At 71.1% G+C, this 18,019-nt stretch carries 18 protein-coding genes; 6 read left to right on the top strand and 12 right to left on the bottom strand.

Annotated elements, in window-relative coordinates:
- The first annotated feature begins 9 nt into the window (after positions 1–9).
- A complete protein-coding gene (locus tag HHX30_RS09225; protein ID WP_169981389.1) occupies positions 10–1,191 on the top strand; it encodes a zinc-dependent alcohol dehydrogenase in 1,182 nt (393 codons plus the stop codon).
- On the opposite strand, the gene HHX30_RS09220 is transcribed toward HHX30_RS09225, so the two are convergent.
- The 6 genes from HHX30_RS09220 to glnII all read right to left on the bottom strand — a co-directional run bounded on the left by HHX30_RS09220 (position 1,181) and on the right by glnII (position 6,832).
- Positions 1,181–2,008, bottom strand: a complete 828-nt coding sequence (locus HHX30_RS09220; protein ID WP_169981387.1) for a metal ABC transporter permease — start codon at positions 2,006–2,008, stop codon at positions 1,181–1,183. The genes HHX30_RS09225 and HHX30_RS09220 overlap by 11 nt on opposite strands.
- Positions 2,005–2,886: a metal ABC transporter permease gene (locus HHX30_RS09215; RefSeq protein WP_169981385.1), complete on the bottom strand. Its 882-nt coding sequence runs from the start codon at positions 2,884–2,886 to the stop codon at positions 2,005–2,007. Before HHX30_RS09215 ends, HHX30_RS09220 begins: the two co-directional genes overlap by 4 nt.
- Positions 2,883–3,644: a metal ABC transporter ATP-binding protein gene (locus tag HHX30_RS09210; protein WP_169981383.1), complete on the bottom strand. Its 762-nt coding sequence runs from the start codon at positions 3,642–3,644 to the stop codon at positions 2,883–2,885. Before HHX30_RS09210 ends, HHX30_RS09215 begins: the two co-directional genes overlap by 4 nt.
- Positions 3,641–4,627, bottom strand: a complete 987-nt coding sequence (locus HHX30_RS09205; RefSeq protein ID WP_169981381.1) for a metal ABC transporter substrate-binding protein — start codon at positions 4,625–4,627, stop codon at positions 3,641–3,643. The genes HHX30_RS09210 and HHX30_RS09205 overlap by 4 nt, the downstream gene beginning before the upstream one ends.
- Before the next feature lie 69 nt (positions 4,628–4,696).
- Entirely contained in the window at positions 4,697–5,689 is a 993-nt protein-coding gene (locus HHX30_RS09200) for a glycerophosphodiester phosphodiesterase (RefSeq protein WP_311922223.1), read from the bottom strand.
- Between the two features lie 87 nt (positions 5,690–5,776).
- A complete protein-coding gene (gene glnII, locus HHX30_RS09195; RefSeq protein ID WP_311922222.1) occupies positions 5,777–6,832 on the bottom strand; it encodes a glutamine synthetase in 1,056 nt (351 codons plus the stop codon).
- Between the two features lie 167 nt (positions 6,833–6,999).
- Between glnII and HHX30_RS09190 the strand changes: the two genes are divergently transcribed.
- Positions 7,000–7,545, top strand: a complete 546-nt coding sequence (locus tag HHX30_RS09190; RefSeq protein ID WP_169981377.1) for a hypothetical protein — start codon at positions 7,000–7,002, stop codon at positions 7,543–7,545.
- Positions 7,546–7,579: 34 nt separating this feature from the next.
- Here the strand turns inward: HHX30_RS09190 and HHX30_RS09185 are convergent, their stop codons facing one another.
- Complete coding sequence (locus HHX30_RS09185) at positions 7,580–8,350, bottom strand: DUF72 domain-containing protein (RefSeq protein WP_169981375.1); 771 nt, start codon at positions 8,348–8,350, stop codon at positions 7,580–7,582.
- An 83-nt stretch (positions 8,351–8,433) separates the two neighbouring features.
- On the opposite strand from HHX30_RS09185, the gene HHX30_RS09180 reads away from it, so the two are divergent.
- The 4 genes from HHX30_RS09180 (at position 8,434) to HHX30_RS09165 (ending at position 13,935) form a co-directional block, all read left to right on the top strand.
- Complete coding sequence (locus tag HHX30_RS09180) at positions 8,434–8,979, top strand: type 1 glutamine amidotransferase domain-containing protein (RefSeq protein WP_169981373.1); 546 nt, start codon at positions 8,434–8,436, stop codon at positions 8,977–8,979.
- 67 nt (positions 8,980–9,046) lie between these two features.
- Positions 9,047–9,925: a sugar kinase gene (locus tag HHX30_RS09175; protein WP_169981371.1), complete on the top strand. Its 879-nt coding sequence runs from the start codon at positions 9,047–9,049 to the stop codon at positions 9,923–9,925.
- A gap of 197 nt (positions 9,926–10,122) precedes the next feature.
- Positions 10,123–12,198, top strand: coding sequence for a DUF222 domain-containing protein (locus HHX30_RS09170; protein ID WP_311922221.1), 2,076 nt, complete (start codon positions 10,123–10,125; stop codon positions 12,196–12,198).
- A 177-nt stretch (positions 12,199–12,375) separates the two neighbouring features.
- Complete coding sequence (locus tag HHX30_RS09165; RefSeq protein WP_169981367.1) at positions 12,376–13,935, top strand: amino acid permease; 1,560 nt, start codon at positions 12,376–12,378, stop codon at positions 13,933–13,935.
- Positions 13,936–14,118: 183 nt separating this feature from the next.
- Here HHX30_RS09165 and lipB read toward each other — a convergent pair whose 3' ends face one another.
- From lipB to HHX30_RS09140, 5 genes are all read right to left on the bottom strand, one after another.
- Positions 14,119–14,757 carry a lipoyl(octanoyl) transferase LipB gene (gene lipB / locus HHX30_RS09160; RefSeq protein ID WP_169981366.1) on the bottom strand — a complete coding sequence of 213 codons (639 nt, stop codon included), beginning with the start codon at positions 14,755–14,757 and terminating at the stop codon, positions 14,119–14,121.
- 55 nt (positions 14,758–14,812) lie between these two features.
- Positions 14,813–15,028: a PspC domain-containing protein gene (locus HHX30_RS09155; protein WP_169981364.1), complete on the bottom strand. Its 216-nt coding sequence runs from the start codon at positions 15,026–15,028 to the stop codon at positions 14,813–14,815.
- A 105-nt stretch (positions 15,029–15,133) separates the two neighbouring features.
- The gene (locus tag HHX30_RS09150) at positions 15,134–15,931 is read right to left on the bottom strand and encodes an ABC transporter ATP-binding protein (protein WP_169981362.1); all 798 of its coding nucleotides are present in this window, start codon (positions 15,929–15,931) and stop codon (positions 15,134–15,136) included.
- Positions 15,928–16,977 carry an iron chelate uptake ABC transporter family permease subunit gene (locus HHX30_RS09145; RefSeq protein WP_169981360.1) on the bottom strand — a complete coding sequence of 350 codons (1,050 nt, stop codon included), beginning with the start codon at positions 16,975–16,977 and terminating at the stop codon, positions 15,928–15,930. Before HHX30_RS09145 ends, HHX30_RS09150 begins: the two co-directional genes overlap by 4 nt.
- Positions 16,974–17,996, bottom strand: coding sequence for an iron ABC transporter permease (locus HHX30_RS09140; RefSeq protein WP_169981358.1), 1,023 nt, complete (start codon positions 17,994–17,996; stop codon positions 16,974–16,976). Before HHX30_RS09140 ends, HHX30_RS09145 begins: the two co-directional genes overlap by 4 nt.
- Positions 17,997–18,019: the final 23 nt, after the last annotated feature.

Raw genomic sequence — 18,019 nt, 5'->3', positions numbered from 1 at the left:
AGGGGAAACATGAAGGCAGTTACCTGGCACGGCAAGCGCGACGTACGGGTGGACGAGGTCCCGGACCCGGCCATCAAGGAACCCACCGACGCGATCATCCGAGTCACCACGACCGCGATCTGCGGGTCCGACCTGCACCTGTACGAGGTGCTCGGCCCGTTCATCGGCGAGGGCGACATCCTTGGCCACGAGCCGATGGGCATCGTCGAGGAGGTCGGCGCGGAGGTCACCCACATCAAGCCGGGCGACCGTGTGGTGATCCCGTTCAACATCTCGTGCGGCCACTGCTACATGTGCGACCGCGCGTTGTACGCCCAGTGCGAGACCACCCAGGTCCGCGAGTACGACACGGGCGCCGCCCTGTTCGGCTACACCAAGCTGTACGGCGAGGTGCCCGGCGGCCAGGCGGAGTACCTGCGCGTCCCGCAGGCGCAGTTCGGGCCGATCAAGGTACCGGACGGGCCGCCGGACGAGAGGTTCGTCTACCTCTCCGACGTGCTGCCCACCTCCTGGCAGGCCGTCGAATGGGCCGAGGTGCCCGACGGCGGCAGCGTCACCGTCTTCGGTCTCGGCCCGATCGGGCAGATGTCGGCCCGCATCGCGCGCCACCGCGGCTACCGGGTCATCGGCGTGGACATCGTCCACGAGCGCCTGGAGATGGCCCGCAGGCACGGCATCGAGGTGCTCGACGGCAACGAGATCGATGACGTGCCCGAGGCGGTCCGCTCGATGACCGGAGGCCGGGGCACCGACTCGGTCGTCGACGCCGTGGGCATGGAGGCGCACGGCTACACCGTCGGCAAGTTCGCCCAGACGGTCACCGGGATGTTGCCCGACAAGGCCGCCGCCGCCATGATGACCCGCGCCGGCCTCGACCGGCTCGCCGCGCTGCAGGACGCCATCGAGACCGTACGCCGCGGCGGCACGATCTCGATCAGCGGCGTCTACGGCGGGATGACCGACCCCATGCCCATGCTGCGGATGTTCGACAAGGGCATCGCGCTCAGGATGGGCCAGGCCCACGTCAAGCGGTGGGTGGACGACATCATGCCGCTCCTGACCGGCGACGGCGACCCCCTGGGGGTCGGCGACCTGGCGACCCACCGCCTGCCGCTCGACCAGGCCCCGCACGGCTACGAGATCTTCCAGAAGAAGGAGGACGGCGCGATCAAGGTCCTGCTCAAGCCCTGACGGCCGCGGCCCGCCTGACCCGGCCGCGTACGGCGGTCCCGAGGAAGACCGTCCCGAACACCAGGCCCACGAACAGAGCGATGGAGGCCCCGGTCGCGACGTTCCACTGCGTGGAGACCCACACGCCCGCCAGTGCGCAGGCGACCCCGATCGCCGCGGCGGCCGGGAACAGCGCCGCGAGCCTGTCGGTGAGCAGGCGGGCGGTCGCGGCCGGGCCCACGATCAGCGCGACGGCGAGGATCGTCCCCAGCGCGGGCACGGTGGCGACGACGGTCACCTCGACGATCGCGAGCAGGGCGAAGTCCAGCAGCAGGGTGGGCAGTCCGAGCGCCGCCGCCCCCACCGGGTCGAACGCCGCGAGCAGCAGTTCCTTGCCCACCAGGGCCAGCAGGAGCAGCACCCCCACGGTGACGGCGGCGGTCGCCACCAGGTCACCCGTGCCCACGGCCAGGACGTCGCCCACGGTGTACGCCGCCAGGTCCTTGGTGAAGCCGTCCTGCGCCGACACCAGCACCACACCGAGCGCGAACCCGCCCGACAGCGCGATGCCGGTGGCCGTGCCGAAGTCCCGCCCGCGGCCCCGGCCGAACAGGAGCACCGCGGCGACCACCAGCAGCCCGAACAACCCGCCGCCGAGGTAGAGGTTCACCCCGAGCAGGGCGGCGACGACGATGCCGGGGAACGTCGCGTGCGTGAGGGCCATCGTGAAGAACGGCAGCCGCCGCGCGACCACGAACACCCCGACGACCCCGCCGAGCACGCCGACCAGGACGGCCTCGACCAGGGCCCGGTTGACGGTCGAGTCGAGCCAGTTCACGCCGCCTCCAGGACCGAGCGACGGCGGGCGCGGCTCAGGCCCACCTTCCTGCGTACGGCCCCGGCGGCGTGGGCCAAGCCGTACAACGCGACCAGGACGAGCACGACGGTCGCGCCGGAGGCGAGCCGCACCCCGTGCTCCACCGACGCCTCGTAGCTCACGACGAGCCCGAGCCATCCGCCGGCCGCGCCGACGAGGCAGGCCAGCGGCACGATGACCGCGAGCCGGTCGGACAGGCTCCGGGCCGCCGCGGCCGGCACGATGAGCAGCGCGATCACGAGGATCGTGCCGACCGCCTTCACGGCGGCCACGACGACCAGCGCGACCGCGACGTTCAGCACGAGGTCGAGCAGGCCCACGCGGACGCCGGCCGCGCGGGCGCCCTCGGGGTCGAAGGCCCGCAGCAGCAGCGGCCGCCGCAGCACCGCCAGCAACGCCACGACCACGACCGTCACGACGGCGGTCTGGGCGAGTTGCTCCTCGTTGACCGTCAGCACCCGCCCGAACAGGAACGCCGTGAGGTCGGAGGTGAAGCCCGTCTGCCGCGACACCACCACGACGCCGACGGCGAACAACGTGGTCAGCAGCATGGCGAGCGCGGCGTCCTCGCTCACGCGGCGGCGATGCGTCAGCAGCGTGAGCAGGACGGCCGTGAGGACCCCGGCGGCCAGCGCCCCCCAGAAGATGCCGCCGTCCCCGCCCATGAGGTGGCCGATGACCACGCCGGGGAAGACGGTGTGCGTCAGGGTGTCGCTGACGAAGGCGAGCCGGCGCAGCAGCACCAGCACGCCGACCGTGCCCGCGAGCGCACCGAGGATGACCAGTTCGACCAGCGCCCGCGCCATGAAGGGCAACTGGAACGGCTCGAAGAACATCATGTCTGGGTCACGATCACCCGGTCGCCGCGCAGTTCGAGGGCGTGCCCGCCGTACGTCGCGCGCAGCCGCTCGGGCGTCAGCACGTCGCCGGTCGGGCCGAAGCCGAACTGGTGCCGGTTGAGCAGGCACACCTCGTCGCAGGCCAGATGCGCGATGGCGAGGTCATGGGTGCTGACCACGACGGAGGCGCCCTGCTCCTTCAGCGAGCCGATCGCCTCGAGCAGCGCGTGCTGGCTGACCGCGTCCACGCCGTTGAACGGCTCGTCGAGCAGCAGCATCCGGGGCTTGGCGGCGATGGCACGGGCCAGCAGCACCCGCTGGCGCTGCCCGCCCGACAGCGTGCCGAACCGCTCACGCGCGCGGTGGGCCAGCCCGACCCGCTCCAGTGCCTCCGCGGTCTCGGCCCGGTCGGCGGCGGAGGGGCGGCGCAGCCACCCGATCCGCCGGTAGCGGCCCATCATCACCACCTGCTCGACCGACACCGGGAAGTCGGGATCGAGCGTGTCGGCCTGCGGCACGTAGGCGACGTCGCGGCGGGCCTGCGCCGGGGGCCTGCCCAGCACCTCGATCCGGCCGCGCACCACCGGCACCAGGCCGAGCAACGCCTTGATCAGCGTCGACTTGCCCGCGCCGTTCGGGCCGATCAGCGCCACGGCCTCGCCCTCGTGGACGACGCCGTGCAGTTCCTCGAGGACCGGGACGTCGCCGTAGGCCACGCTCGCCCGGTCGAGCACCAGGGTGGGCGTGCGCTCGCTCATGCGGCGGTCCCCCTCAACGCGTTGACGATGGTGTCGGTATTGTGCTCCTCCATTTGGAGGTAGGTCGCACCGGCCGAGCCCTCGGGGCCGAGCGAGTCGCCGTACAGCGCGTCCTCGCCGGCCACGACCGTCACCCCGGCCTCGCGGCCGATCGCCTCGGCCGTCTTGGGCGGCAGCGACGCCTCCGAGAAGATGGCCGCCACCCCGGCCGCCCTGATCTCGGCGACGAGATCGGACACCTGCTTGGCGGACAGCTCGGCGGAGGTGTCGAAGCTCGGGATGATCGATCCGACGAACGTCAGCTTGTATCGGTCGAGGTAGTAGCCGAACGCGTCGTGGTTGGTCACGAGCTTGCGCCGGTCGGCGGGCACGGACTCGATCTTCCTCGCGATGTCGGCGTCGAGCGCGTCCAGCTTCGCGTCGTACGCCACCCGGTTGGCCTGGTAGGCCGCGGCGTCGCGCGGATCGGCGGCGGCGAAGGCCGTCTCGATCGTGGCGGCCATCGCTTTGACGTTGAGCGGGTTGTGCCAGATGTGCGGATCGCCCTCGGACTCGTCGTGATCGTGCCCCTCCTCGCCGTGCCCCTCCTCGTGCCCCTCCTCGGAGCCCATGCGGATCTGGACGCCCTGGGAGGCGTCGACGACAGTCCCGTCGAACCCGGCGGCCGCGATCGTCTCGTCCAGCCACTTCTCCAGGCCCACGCCGTTCTTGACCAGCACGTCGGCCTCACCGATGGCCCGCATGTCGGCCGGAGACGGCTCGTAGTCGTGGGGATCGACGTTCGGCTTCAGCAACTGGTGGACCGTGACCCGGTCGCCGCCGACGTTGCGGGCGAAGTCGGCGACCTGCGTGGTGGTCGCCACCACCTTCAACGGCCGCGCCGGATCGGAGGAATCAGACGGCTTCTGCGCGCCGCCGCACCCGGCTGCGAACAGCACCAGCAGCGCGGCGGACGAGAGCGTACGGGCAAGCGGCGAGAGCACGACGGCTCCTCAAGTCGGCGTTATCAGGGGAAACATCCCTTCCAAATGTCCCGCAAATGAAAATCATTGTCAACTTGCGGCGATCCGCCGGGAACGCCCCGCGAGCACGGCACGAGCCGTGCCGGGGTTGTCGGCGAAGACGCCGTCCACGCCGAGGTCGTAGAGCATCGCCAGCCAGCCCATCACGTCTCCCGTCGCCCGCGCGTACGCCGGACCGGCCGGGTCGCCGCGCCGGAAGTCGACCGGGAGCTGGGCGTTCTCGTCGCGAACGGTCCACACGTGCACGTCGAGCCCCACCCTGTGGGCGTCCCGCACCAGTGTCGTGGGGGCGAGGAGGCGACCGCCGGGACCGGTGGGCACGACCCGCGAGGTCGCCACGCCGATGCCGTCCGCATACGTCGCGATCTCCTCGAGCCCGGCGGGCGTGACCATCCGGTCGTACGCCGCGCCCGAGCCGCCGACCAGCTGGATCAGCGGCAGCCGGGTCTTCCCGCGCAGCTCGCGCAGGTTGGCCGCCTCGAACGACTGGATGAAGACCGGGTCGTGCCGGTCGCGCCGGCCGTGCCGGCCCAGCACGTCGAGCAGCGGCTCCTCCAGCGACAGGCCGATGGAGTCGAAGTAGGAAGGGTGCTTGGTCTCGGGGTAGACGCCCACGCCGTGCCGTACGGCCAGCTCCACGACCTCGTCGAACGTCGGGATCGGAGCCAGGCCGTCGAAGGCGGCGTTGCCCGGGCGCAGGTCCGGGATGCGCTCGGTGGCCCGCAGCGTGCGCAGCTCGGCCAGCGTGAAGTCCTCGGTGAACCAGCCGGTGACCGCCACGCCGTCGATGGTCTTGGTGGTGCGGCGGGCCGCGAACTCGGGGTGGGCCGCCACGTCCGTGGTCCCCGAGATCTCGTTCTCGTGGCGGGCCACCAGGACGTGGTCACGGGTGGAGACCAGGTCGGGCTCGATGTAGTCGGCCCCGAGCGCGATCGCCGTCTCATATGACGGCAGCGTGTGCTCGGGCCGCAGGGCGCTGGCGCCCCGGTGGCCGATGACGAGGGGTTCTGGCTGGTGCGGCACAGCGGCCACCGTACATGCACGACATACGCGTACGGCTCCCGCGCCGGACGCGGGAGCCGTACGAGGACGGGGGAACCGTCAGACCTGTCAGACCTGGCCGGCCTTCTCCAGAGCGGCGCAGCAGGTGTCGACCATCAGGCGGGTGACGACGTAGGGGTCGACGTTGGCGTTGGGGCGCCGGTCCTCGATGTAGCCCTTCTTGTCCACCTCGACCTGCCACGGGATGCGGACGGAGGCGCCGCGGTCGGAGACGCCGTAGCTGAACTTGTCCCACCGGGCGGTCTCGTGGTGGCCGGTGAGGCGGTCCTCGATGCCGTGGCCGTAGTTCTTGACGTGCTCCATGGCGTTGTCGGCCAGTGCCTCGCAGGCGGTGATGATCGGGTCGTAGCCCTCACGCATCGCCTTCGTGGAGAAGTTGGTGTGCGCGCCGGCGCCGTTCCAGTCGCCCTTCACCGGCTTGGGGTCGAGCGTGGCGGCCACGTCGAACTCCTCGGCGGTGCGGTAGAGCAGCCAGCGGGCGACCCACATGTGGTCGGAGACCTCCAGCGGACCGGCGGGACCAATCTGGAACTCCCACTGGCCGGGCATGACCTCGGCGTTGATGCCGGAGACCTTGAGGCCGGCGGCCAGGCAGCGGTCGAGGTGCAGCTCGACGATGTCACGGCCGAACACCTCGTCGGCGCCGACACCGCAGTAGTAGCCGCCCTGCGGAGCGGGGAAGCCGCCCAGCGGGAAGCCGAGCGGACGGCTGTCCTTGAAGAAGGTGTACTCCTGCTCGATGCCGAACCACGACTCCTGGTCGGCGAACCGCTCGGCCACCTCCGCGAGCGGGGAGCGGGTGTTGCTGGCGTGCGGCGTCATGTCGGTGTGCAGGACCTCGCACAGGACCAGCACGTTGTCGCCACCCCGGATCGGGTCGGGGCAGATGAACGCCGGCTTGAGCACCAGGTCGGAGGCGTGACCGGTGGCCTGGTTGGTGCTGGACCCGTCGAAGCCCCACAGCGGCGGCTCGGCGCCGTCGGCAAGGACCTTGGTCTTGGAGCGGAGCTTCGCGGTCGGCTCCGTGCCGTCGATCCAGATGTACTCGGCCTTGTAGGTCACGTCGATCCCTTCGAACGAGGCGGCCTGGCGTTCGTCCGCCACGCCCTACAGTGCCGATTCGGCATTTCGTAGCTTTTGCCCGTTTGTAACCAGAGTGTTAACGCGCATTCTTTGCCTTGGCGGTGCTGTGACCCGCGGCACATGATCTCCGCTCTCCTGGGCAGTCAGAGGGCGTCAACCAATCGCAACCGCACTGGGAGTGAGGACAGATGGTCTTGTTGGGCCTGCTTCTGGTCCTGATCGCGGCGGCGGCTGTGATCGAGGTGTCGGTGAACGACACCGCGAACACCCTGCCGATCACGGTCCTGGACCGCACGTTCAACCTCAGCCCGTTCGAGCTGTTCATCGCCGGTGTCGTGACCACCGCCGTCTTCGTCGCCGGCCTGCTGCTCATCACGGCCGGCATGCGCCGCGCCGCGGTGAAGCGCCGCCGGCTGCGTGAGGCGCGCCTGGCGGAGCGGGACCGCGTGTCCCGCCTGGAGGCGGAGAAGCGCGACCTGGAGCGCCGCCTGGAGACGACCTCGACGACCTCGACGACGGCCTCGACGACGGCCTCGACGACAGCCTCCACGACAGCCTCCACGCCGGCCGAGCGCCCGAAGGTCGACCGGGACCGCGACGGTGTCGACGACCGGGCCGAGCGCGCCGAGCGTCCCACCGCGCCGCACAACCGCGTGTCGGTGCCCGCCCAGCAGTCGTCCCCCGACCAGCTGGTGGCGGGCGGGCGTCACGCGGCCGACGAGCGCCGCGTCTGATCCGTCATGCCGGGGGTGACACTCGCCCGTCCGGTCATGGCCGGACGGGCTCGGGGGACCGCTCGGGAAGCCGCGCCCTGCTCACGTCCCTCCCCTGCGCGCGTGCCAGCTCCGCGAAGGTGATCGCGTTGCGTACGGCCGCGCCGCCGGGATCGTTGTTGAAGTAGACGTAGGCGTCCGGCGCCTCGCCCAGGCGGCCCACCCAGCTGCGCAACGCGTGTGAGCCGTAGCTGGGCCAGGGCTCGGCCCGCCCTTCGTGGAAGCGCAGGTAGACCCAGTCGGCCGTACGCCACAGGGGCCCGGCCGGCCGGCCGAGACGGTCCGCCCAGCACAACGCGGCCCCGAACTCCGTCAGCAGGGCGCGGATCTCGTCGGTCCACCACGAGGCGTGCCGCGGCTCGACCGCGACCCGTACGGCACGCGGGAACCGCGCCAGGCAGGCCCGCAGTCGGCCGGCGTCCACCTGCAGGGTCGGCGGCAATTGCAGCAGGATGGGACCCAGCTTCGGGCCGAGGCCCTCGGCCACGCCCATCAGCCGCTCGACCGGCTCCTCCGGGTCCTTCAGCCGCTTGATGTGCGTGAGGAAGCGGCTGGCCTTGACCGCCATGACGAAGTCGGGCGGCGTACGCTCCCGCCACGACTCGAACGTCTCCCGCTTCGGCAACCGGTAGAAGGCGTTGTTGTTCTCGACGGTGGCGAAGATCTCGCCGTAGCTCTCCAGCCACAGCCTCTGGGGCACGCCCCCGTAGACGAGATCGCGCCAGTCGGCGTACTGCCAGCCGGAGGTCCCCACGCGCACGGGCATGTCCGTCCCCTACCCAGCGGACGGCATAGATCGCATCCTTCCGGGCACGCGACGTCAAGAACGAGCAAAAGAGGGGAGCAACGATGATCCAGGGCAGGACGATCGCATTCCTCGTCGCCCCCGAGGGGGTCGAGCAGGTCGAGCTCACCGAGCCGTGGAAGTCCGTCGAGCAGGCGGGTGGCACACCGAGGCTGGTCTCGGTGGAACGCGGGGAGATCCAGGCGTTCCACCACCTCGACAAGGCCGGCACCTTCCCGGTGGACGCCGTGGCGGGAGAGGTCTCCGCGGCCGACTTCGACGGGCTGGTCCTCCCCGGCGGGGTCGCCAACCCGGACTTCCTGCGGATGCGGCCGGAGGCCGTACGGTTCGTCAAGGGGTTCTTCGACGCGGGCAAGCCGGTCGCGGCGATCTGCCACGCGCCGTGGACCCTCGTGGAGGCCGACGTGGTGCGCGGGCGCACGCTGACCTCGTGGCCCAGCCTGCAGACCGACCTGCGCAACGCGGGAGCGACCTGGGTGGACCAGGAGGTCATGGTCTGCACGGGCGGCCCGAACACGCTGGTGACCAGCCGGAAGCCGGACGACCTGAAGGCCTTCTGCCAGGCCGCCGTGGACGCGTTCGGCGCCTGAGCGAGGGCTTTCCCCGGCGGATCAGGGTCTGTCATGCTTTCCGGGTGCAATTCCGCGGACTCACGGCATGACCGAAGTTTTCACGCTCGGAGAGGCATTGGGCGTCGTCTCCGGCGACCGGCTGCGGCATGACACGACCATCCGCCTCGACGTGGAGGGGCCCGAGCTGACGACGGCGGTCGGCCTGGCCCGGCTCGGCCACACGGTGAGCTGGCTGGGCCGGGTCAGCGCCGACGAACTCGGCATCCGTACGCTGACCGTCCTGCGCGGCGAGGGTGTGGACGTCTCCCACGTACGGGTGGACGACACGGCGGCGACCGGGCTGATCCTCCGCCAGCGGCGCATCGGCCGCTCGTCGCACGCCGTCCACTACCGGGAGGGCTCGGCCGGGTCCCACCTGTCGACCGGCGACGTGCCCGGTGAGGCGGTGCAGTCGGCGCGGATCCTGCACGTCACCGGCGTCACCCTCGGCCTGAGCGGCCTCGCGTGGAGCGCCGTCCACCACGCCGTCAAGCTCGCCAGGGACGCCGGGGTGCTCGTCTCGGTGGACGTCAACCACCGCGCGAACCTCTGGCAGAGCGCGGAGGAGGCCCGCCAGGGGCTCACCGAACTCGCCGCGTCGGCCGACGTGCTGTTCGCGACCCAGGACGAGCTCATGCTCGTGGAGCCCGTGCTCGCGTCCACGCCCGAACTGGTCGTGACCCGGGGCGCCAAGGGAGCCAGCGCCACCGTCGAGGGCCTGCGCTACGACACCCAGGCCGCCCCCGTGACCGCGGTCGACCCCGCCGAGGTCGGCGGCGCGTTCGTCGCGGGCTACCTCAGCGCGATCCTCGACGGGTTGCACCCGGCGGACCGCCTCAAGCGCGGCATCTCGGTGGCCGCCTTCGCGGTCGCCAGCCACAGCTCCTGGCAGGGCCTGCCCACCCGCGGCGAACTGCCTCCGTGACGCCTGGCACTCCAGCATCGGCGATCGTGACGTACCTCCGGCGGCTCGGGCCGTGGAGGTCGGGGATCTGCTCGCGATAGTCGTCGGCTTTCTCAACTCCATCTGTGACCCCAGGAGTTTCTCTCGTCAGCTTGAACAGCCCCTCCGGACCCTGAAGAATTAGTACAGGATTTCGAATCAAGCGACGAGGGGGTGCGATGGATCTGTTCGACCTCGATCCTGAGCGCCGCCGTCGTTCGAACATCCCTGCTGACTGGTGGGATCGCCTGACTGCCGATTCTCCTTTGTGGCCGACGGAGGGTTCGCTCGCCCGGGACGGCAGTGTGGAAAACGACGCGGCCGCTGACACCGGGAGCATGGGCAGTGAGGCCGCCGGTGATGCGGGGGCGGGTTGTGCCGGGGCGGATGCCGCTGGCGCGGGTGATCGCCGGGGTCGGTCGTCGTGGGTGCTGATCGGTTCTGTTCGTGAGTCGGCGCAGGCGTTGGCGTTGGCGCCGGTTCCGGACGATGTGGATATCTGTCTGGCCGAGGCTGAGGAGTTGGTGTTCGCGCGGGATCGGATCACGTGTGCTCTGGCGGATCGGGTGGGGCGGGTACATCGGGCGGGGCAGGCCCGGCGGCATGGGCATGCCTCCACCCGCAGTTGGCTGCGCACCGCCGGAGGAATGAGCGTCGCCGGGGCGGGCCGCCTGCTGACCCTGGGGATCGAGTTGGCCCGCCTGCCGAAGGTGCGGGAGAAGTTCGCCGCCGGAGGGTTGGCGGCGGGGGTGGTGGAGGCCATCTGCGCGGCGATCTCTGGCCTGTCCGATGAGCACGCTGCGGTGGCTGAGCCGATCCTGCTGGAGCTGGCGGGCAAGGCGGGCGCGGCGGAGGTGGCCAGGGCGGGCCGCTACCTGCGGGCGGTGCTGGACCCCGATGGTGAGGACCGCGATGAGCGGGCCGACTACGGTCGGCGGTTCCTGCGGATCCGCCCCGGCAAAGGCGGCGGGCTTGAGGGGGAGTTCTACCTCCCGCGTGAGCATGCCGCCCGGTTGCAGGCGCTGCTGGACGCCTATGCCAGGCCGAAGGCGGAGGGCGATGACCGGCCGCTGGCGGTGCGTCAGGCGGATGCGTTCATGGCGTTGCTGGAGGAGAAGATCGCCGCCGAGCTTCTGGTCCTGGTCAACGCCGAGTCCCTCCCCACCGACCCCACCCCCAACCCCGACCACCCCGAGACCCCCGAGACCTTCGAAGGCCCGGAAGGCCCTGAGGACACCGAAGAGCCCGAGAACACTCAGGACGCCGAGGGGGCTGAGGACAGCCGGGACAGCGAGGACACCAGCGCCCCCGCCGAGGGGGACACGACTGACGTCGCCAGCACCGACCCTGTCGACCTTGCCGAGACCGGTGATGCCGGGGAGGCCGCTTCTGCGGTAGGTGCCGGGGCCGATGAGGCCGCAGAGGCCGACGTCGAGAGCACCGTCGAGAGCACCGGCGGGAGCGCCGTTAACAGCGCCGACCTTGCGACCGGCCCCCATGAAGTGCCGTCCGGCGATGACACGACCGGACGCGCGCAGGCGAAGAGCAGCCGGCAGAGCACGCCGCAGCGGCAGGGGTCGCAATCGGCGGAGTCGCGGTGGGGCGAGTGGCAGTCGCCTGATCCGCCCGGAGACGCCCCTGCTCATCACCCCCACGCCGGGCATCAGCCTGCGGGGGAGGTCCGGCATGGGCCGGGAGGAACGGAGACGCCACCCGGCACGCTGGGACCAGAGCCGGAGGCGTCATCGGGAGCAGAGCCGGGGTCGCCACCGGGAGCAGAGCCCGGAGCAGCGGCCGGAGGGCTGCCGGGGGCACTGGCGGGGGCGCTGGGCACGGCGTTGGGGATGGCGCCGGGGTTGCTGCTGGCGACCGGGCAGGTGCTGCCCGTCTCCAGCGTGCACCGGCTGGCCCGCACCTCCACCCTGGTGCGCCTGGTGATGGACGCCGAGGGGCAGGTCCTGGACATGGGCCGCAAGGTCAGATTGGCCACCCCGGCCCAGCGGCGGGCGATCTACGCCCGCTACGCGACCTGCTGGGTCGACGGCTGCCCGCTGCCGGCCACCAGGTGCCAGATCGACCACGCCGACAACTGGAGCAGCGGCGGCCTGACCGATCTCAAACTGCTGGGCCCGGCCTGCCAGTTCCACAACCGCGACCGCTACCAGCACCCCGACCGCTACACCCGCCGCAAGACCGGCACAGACCGCTGGGCCTTCACCTACCACCCAGCCCGGACCAGGCGGGTGGGGGTATAGCGGCCGCGCGTAGAGCTCCCAGCCGAGCCTGTACCGCCGTGTAACACCCGACCCAGAAAATCGGATCAATGGTCTGAAGGTAGACCAAAGGAGCCGGGCATGCCAGATCCCGTCGCAGACGACGCGATCGGCGGCTGGATACCCCGCACCAGTTAGAGCCGGTTAGAGGAGGCCTCAGTGGCGCAAGCCCTCGACGACGACGCCAAACGACTAGCGGAACTCGGCTACAAGCAGGAACTGGCCCGCACCTGGAGCGGGTTCTCCAACTTCGCCATCTCCTTCTCCATCATCTCGATCCTGGCCGGCTGCTTCACGACCTTCGGCCAGGCATGGAACAACGGCGGACCGCTGGCGATCTCCGTCGGCTGGCCGCTGATCTCGGCGTTCATCCTGATCATCGGCTTCTGCATGGCGGAGCTGGTCTCCGCGTTCCCCACGGCGGGCGGCATCTACTGGTGGGCCGCCAAGCTGGGCCGGCCCGTGCACGGCTGGTTCACAGGCTGGCTGAACCTGATCGGGCTGATCGCCGTCACCGCGTCCGTCGACTACGGCTGCGCGACGTTCCTCAACATCACGATCGGGCGCTTCAGCGACTCCTGGGCGAACGGCAACGCGCTGCACCAGACCTTCCTGCTGTTCGCCGTGGTCCTGGTGCTGCACGCGCTGATCAATATCTTCAGTCACCGGCTGATCTCGCTGTTGCAGAACGTCTCGGTGTGGTGGCACGTGTTCGGCGCGGCGGCCGTCGTGCTGATCCTGATCCTCGGTCCGGCGGAGCACCAGAGCGTGGGTTTCCTGTTCGAGACGTTCAACAACTCCGGTTTCGGCGACGGCGACTCGGGCCCGGCGTTCTGGCTGTACGTGCTGCCGCTGGGCTTCCTGCTCACGCAGTACACGATCACCGGCTTCGACGCCTGCGCGCACGTGTCGGAGGAGACCCACGGCGCGGCCCGCACGGCGGCCAAGGGCCTGTGGCAGTCGATCTTCTACTCCGCGATCGGCGGCTGGATCCTGCTGCTCGCGTTCCTGTTCGCGGCCACGAACGTGGACGCCGTCAACGCCGAGGGCGGCTTCGTCGGGGCCATCTTCACCTCGTCGCTGTCGTCCACGCTCGCCACCGTCGTCTTCGGGATCTCCACGATCGGGCAGTTCTTCTGCGGCATGAGCTGCGTGACCTCGATGTCGCGGATGACGTACGCGTTCTCCCGGGACGGCGCGGTGCCGGGCTGGCGGCTGTGGTCGAAGGTGGACCGCAACCGCACGCCGGTCAACGCGATCATCGCCGGCTGCGGGGTCGCGCTGCTGATCACGCTGCCCGCGCTCTACGCACCTGAGGGCACGACGACCCCCGTCGCGTTCCTCGCCGTGGTGTCCATCGCGGTGATCGGGCTCTACCTCGCGTTCCTCATCCCGATCTGGCTGCGCCTGCGTGCCGGGGACTCCTTCCAGCCGGGGCCGTGGACCCTCGGCCGCAAGTACAAGGCGCTGTCCTGGATCGCCGTGATCGAAATCGCGATCATCTCGGTCTACTTCGTCCTGCCCATCGCCCCGGCGGGCGTCCCGGGCAACGCGGACTTCACCTGGACCTCGGTGAACTACGCCCCCATCGCGGTCGGCGCCGTGCTCATCGGCATCGCCCTGTGGTGGCACCTGTCCGCCAAGCACTGGTTCACCGGTCCCCGCCGAACCGTCGACGACATCGGCGACGACGTCGACGAGCCGGAGCCGGTCGCCTGATTCCCCGCGTACGGCCCGCCTCCCCGGCGGGCCGTACGCTCGTCTGATGATCGACGACACCGGGCGCACGCGCCGCCTGGCCGCAACGCGGCGAGGTCCGCGCCATCGATGTTCCGCGACGACTGGCGGGACCGGGTGACCCGCGGCCTGGAGAACGCGGCCCGGGCCCTGTGACCGCCTGCGTCAGGAGGCCTCGAACGCCTCCGCGACGACCGGGCGGGTCTCCTCCATGGAGGCCCGTCCGAGTTCGTGGGCGATCGAGGTCATCTCCACGTCGGGCATGCCGCACGGGATCGCGAGGTTCCACGGCGTGAGGTCGCCGTCCACGTTGAGCGCGAAGCCGTGGCTGGTGACCGACCGGCTCGACCGCATGCCGATCGAGACGATCTTCCGCCCGGTGTCCCGCGTCCACACGCCGGTCAGCAGCTCCGACCCGGGCGGGGTGTCGCGGCGCTCGGCCGGGACGCCGATCCGGGCCAGCGCCTCGACCAGCCGCAGCTCCACCTCGCGGATGTAGTCGACCACGCCCTCGCCGGCCCGCAGCTTCACGATGAGATAGCCCACCAGCTGCCCGGGGCCGTGATAGGTGAGCTGCCCGCCGCGGCCGGTCGGCACCACGGGGATGCCGGCCGACGGGTCGGGCAGATGGGTCTCCAGCGTCCGCTTGCCGACCGTGAAGACCGGCGGGTGGCTGAGCAGCCACAACGTGTCGGGCCGCGCGTCGTCCTGCCGCTCCTCGACCAGCGCGGCCATCCGCTCCATGGCCTTCTCGTAGTCGACCAGCTCGTCCTGGATCAGCGTCAGGGGCCGTTGCCGCATCATCGCTCACCTCTTCCGATGTGAGCATAGACGCGGCCGCGCCGTGCGACGCAGCCGCCTACCTGCGCCCGTACGAGTAGTCGTAGCCCGCCGACGTGGGGGCCGGGGCCTTGGGGAAGAGCACCCACATGATGAGGTAGGCCACGAACTGCGGACCCGGCAAGATACACGACAGCAGGAACAGCAGACGGACGACCGTCGGCGACATGCCGTACCGGTCCGCGATCCCCCCGCAGACGCCAGCGATGATCTTGTGCTGCCTCGATCGGTACATCGATCGGCTCCTTTCGTCATCCTGTTCAACGGACCGCCCCACAAGTCACGTTCCGCGAGGAACCCTGAGAAAACCCCGACCCCCTGACCCTGAGGTGACAGGGACCTATCCGCGCTGCCAGGGTGCGCCCGGTACGACCAGCGGGCCGCCCGTGACCGGGTCCGGTACGACGACGGAGGTGAGCCCGAAGACCTCGTGAACCAGATCGGCGGTGATGATGTCGCTCGGCGCGCCCTGCGCGACGATTCGTCCCGCCTTCATGGCGATGAGGTGGTCGGCGTAGCGGGCGGCCTGGTTGAGGTCGTGCAGGACGGCGACGACGGTTCGGCCACGCTCCCGGTTGAGCTGTCTCACCAGGTCGAGGACCTCGACCTGGTGTGCGATGTCGAGGTATGTCGTCGGCTCGTCCAGCAGCAGGAGGTCGGTGTCCTGGGCGAGGGCCATCGCGATCCAGGCCCGCTGCCGCTGGCCGCCGGACAGCTCGTCGATCAGCCGCTCGGCGAGGTCGGCGGTCGCGGTGCGGTCCATGGCCTCGCCGACGGCCTTCTCGTCCGCCTCCGTCCACTGCTGCCACCACCTGTGGTGGGGCTGCCGCCCGCGCGTGACCAGTTCCGAGACCGTGATCCCCTCCGGCGGCACCGGGGTCTGCGGCAGCAGCCCGATCTTCTGGGCGACCCGCCTGGTGGGGATGCGGGACAGCTCGGCGCCGTCCAGCAGGACCGCGCCGCGCCGCGGCTTGAGCAGCCGGCCCAGCGCGCGCAGGAGCGTGGACTTGCCGCACGCGTTGGGCCCGATGACGACGGTCACCTGCCCGTCCGGGATCTCCAGGTCGAGGCCGTCGACGACCGTACGGTCCTCGTAGGTGAGCACGAGCCCTTCGGCCCTCAGGCGGTTGCCGGTCATGCGGCGCCTCCGGAACGGCTGCGAGTGCGGACGATGAGCCACATCAAATACGGAGCGCCCACCGCCGCGGTGAACACGCCGACCGGCAGCTCGATCGGAGAGAACAGCTTTCGGGCCAGCAGATCCGCGACGGCCATGATCAGGGCGCCGGTCAGCGCGGAGCCGACCAGCGGGATCTGTGCGGTGCGGGTGAGGCGGCGGGCGATCTGCGGGGCCAGCAGCGCGACGAAGTCGACCGGACCCGTCGCGCCCGTCGCCACCGACGCCAGGACGACGCCGAGGACGATCAGGCACAGACGGACCCGGCCGAGCCGTACGCCGAGAGCGGTCGCCGTGTCGTCGTCGAACGACACGGTGCGCTGCGCCCGGGCCGCCCAGAACAGCGCCGGCATGAGCACGAGCGAAATCACGGCGAGCGGTACGGCGTGGTCGTAGCCGCGGCCGTTGAGGGATCCGGTGAGCCAGACCTTGGCCTGCTGGGCCACCAGGTAGTCGCCCTTGGTGACGAACAGCTGCGTCAGGGAGCCGAGGGCGACCGAGACACCGATGCCGATGAGCACGAAGCGGGCGGCGTGCAGGCCCCTGCGCCAGGCGAAGACGTAGACCAGCGCGGCGGCGGCCGTCCCGCCGAGGATCGCGACGTACGGCAGGGCGGTGTGCGCCGTGACGCCGAAGGTCATCGCGGCGACGGTCGCCGCGCCCGCGCCGTGTGTCACACCGATCACGTCCGGGCTGGCGAGCGGGTTGCGGGCCACGGTCTGGATGAAGGCTCCGGCGAGGCCGAAGGCGGCGCCGGCCAGAAGACCGACCACGAGGCGGGGCATCCGCAGGGTGCCGACCACGAACTCGTCGGGGCTCGGCCGCCCCGCGAGCACACGGACGACCTCCGTGGGACCGACGAAGGACTCGCCGACGCACAGATAGACGACGGCGGTCACCGCGAGCGCCGCGCCGAGCACGGTGGCGACGAGGGCCGCCCTGCGGTGCAGCAGGAAGCTGCCCCGCCCCGCGCGCAGGACGGAGAAGCCGCTGGGGCGGATCGTCACGCCGCCACCGTCCCCTTCCTGCGTACCAGTGCGATCAGGAACGGCACGCCGAGCAGTGCGGTCATGACGGCCACCGGTACCTCCGAGGGCGGGAAGACGACGCGGCCGAGGACGTCCGCGACCAGGATCATCACGGGGCCGAGCAGGGCCGCCGCGGGAAGGACCCAGCGGTGGTCGGTGCCCATGAGCGCTCGCGCGATGTGCGGGACGGCCAGGCCGGTGAAGGCGATCGGACCGGCGGCGGCGACCGCGACGCCGGTCAGGACGGTGGCGCCGAGACCTCCGAGGATCCGCAGCAGGGGGACGTTGTGGCCGAGCCCCCTGGCCACGTCCTCACCGAGCGCGAGCGCGTCGAGTCCCCGGGCCACCGCGGCGACCAGCAGCAGTCCGGCGAGCAGGAACGGCCAGGTCTGACCGGCGATCTCAACGCTCCGGCCGCTGATCGAGCCGACATGCCAGAACCGGAACTCGTCCAGGGCCCTGGCGTCGGTCGTCACGATGCCGGAGACCACGGAGGCGAGCAGGGCGTTCATCGCGGTGCCGGCCAGGGCGAGCTTGACCGGGGTGGCGCCACCGCGCCCGCCGGCGGCGATGACGTGGACCGCGACCGCCGCGATCCCCGCGCCCGCGAAGGCGAACCACACGTAGCCGCTGAGCGAGTGCACTCCGAGAAACGCGATCGCGCACACGACGCCCACCGAGGCGCCCTGGCTGACGCCCAGGATGCCGGGCTCGGCGATGGGGTTACGGGTGATGCCCTGCATGACCGTCCCGGCCACGGCGAGGGCGACGCCGACCATCACGCCGATGAGGGTGCGAGGCGCCCGCAACGACCGTACGACCTGGGCGTCGTCGCCGGCGCCGCCGTGCAGCAGGGCGTCCACCACGTCGCCCGGCGCGATCTGCCGGCTGCCCACCGCGAGGCTGAGCAGCACGGCGAGGACCAGCAGTCCGGCGAGAAGCAGCAGGAGCGCACCCCCAGCCGTCCGGCCGACGCGCCGTCGGGTGGCACGGGACATTCGTTTCGCTTTCTGGGAGCCGG

Source organism: Microbispora sp. H10836, from assembly GCF_012999525.1.
Taxonomy (GTDB): domain Bacteria; phylum Actinomycetota; class Actinomycetes; order Streptosporangiales; family Streptosporangiaceae; genus Microbispora.
This window is presented reverse-complemented; position numbering and strand designations above follow the sequence as displayed.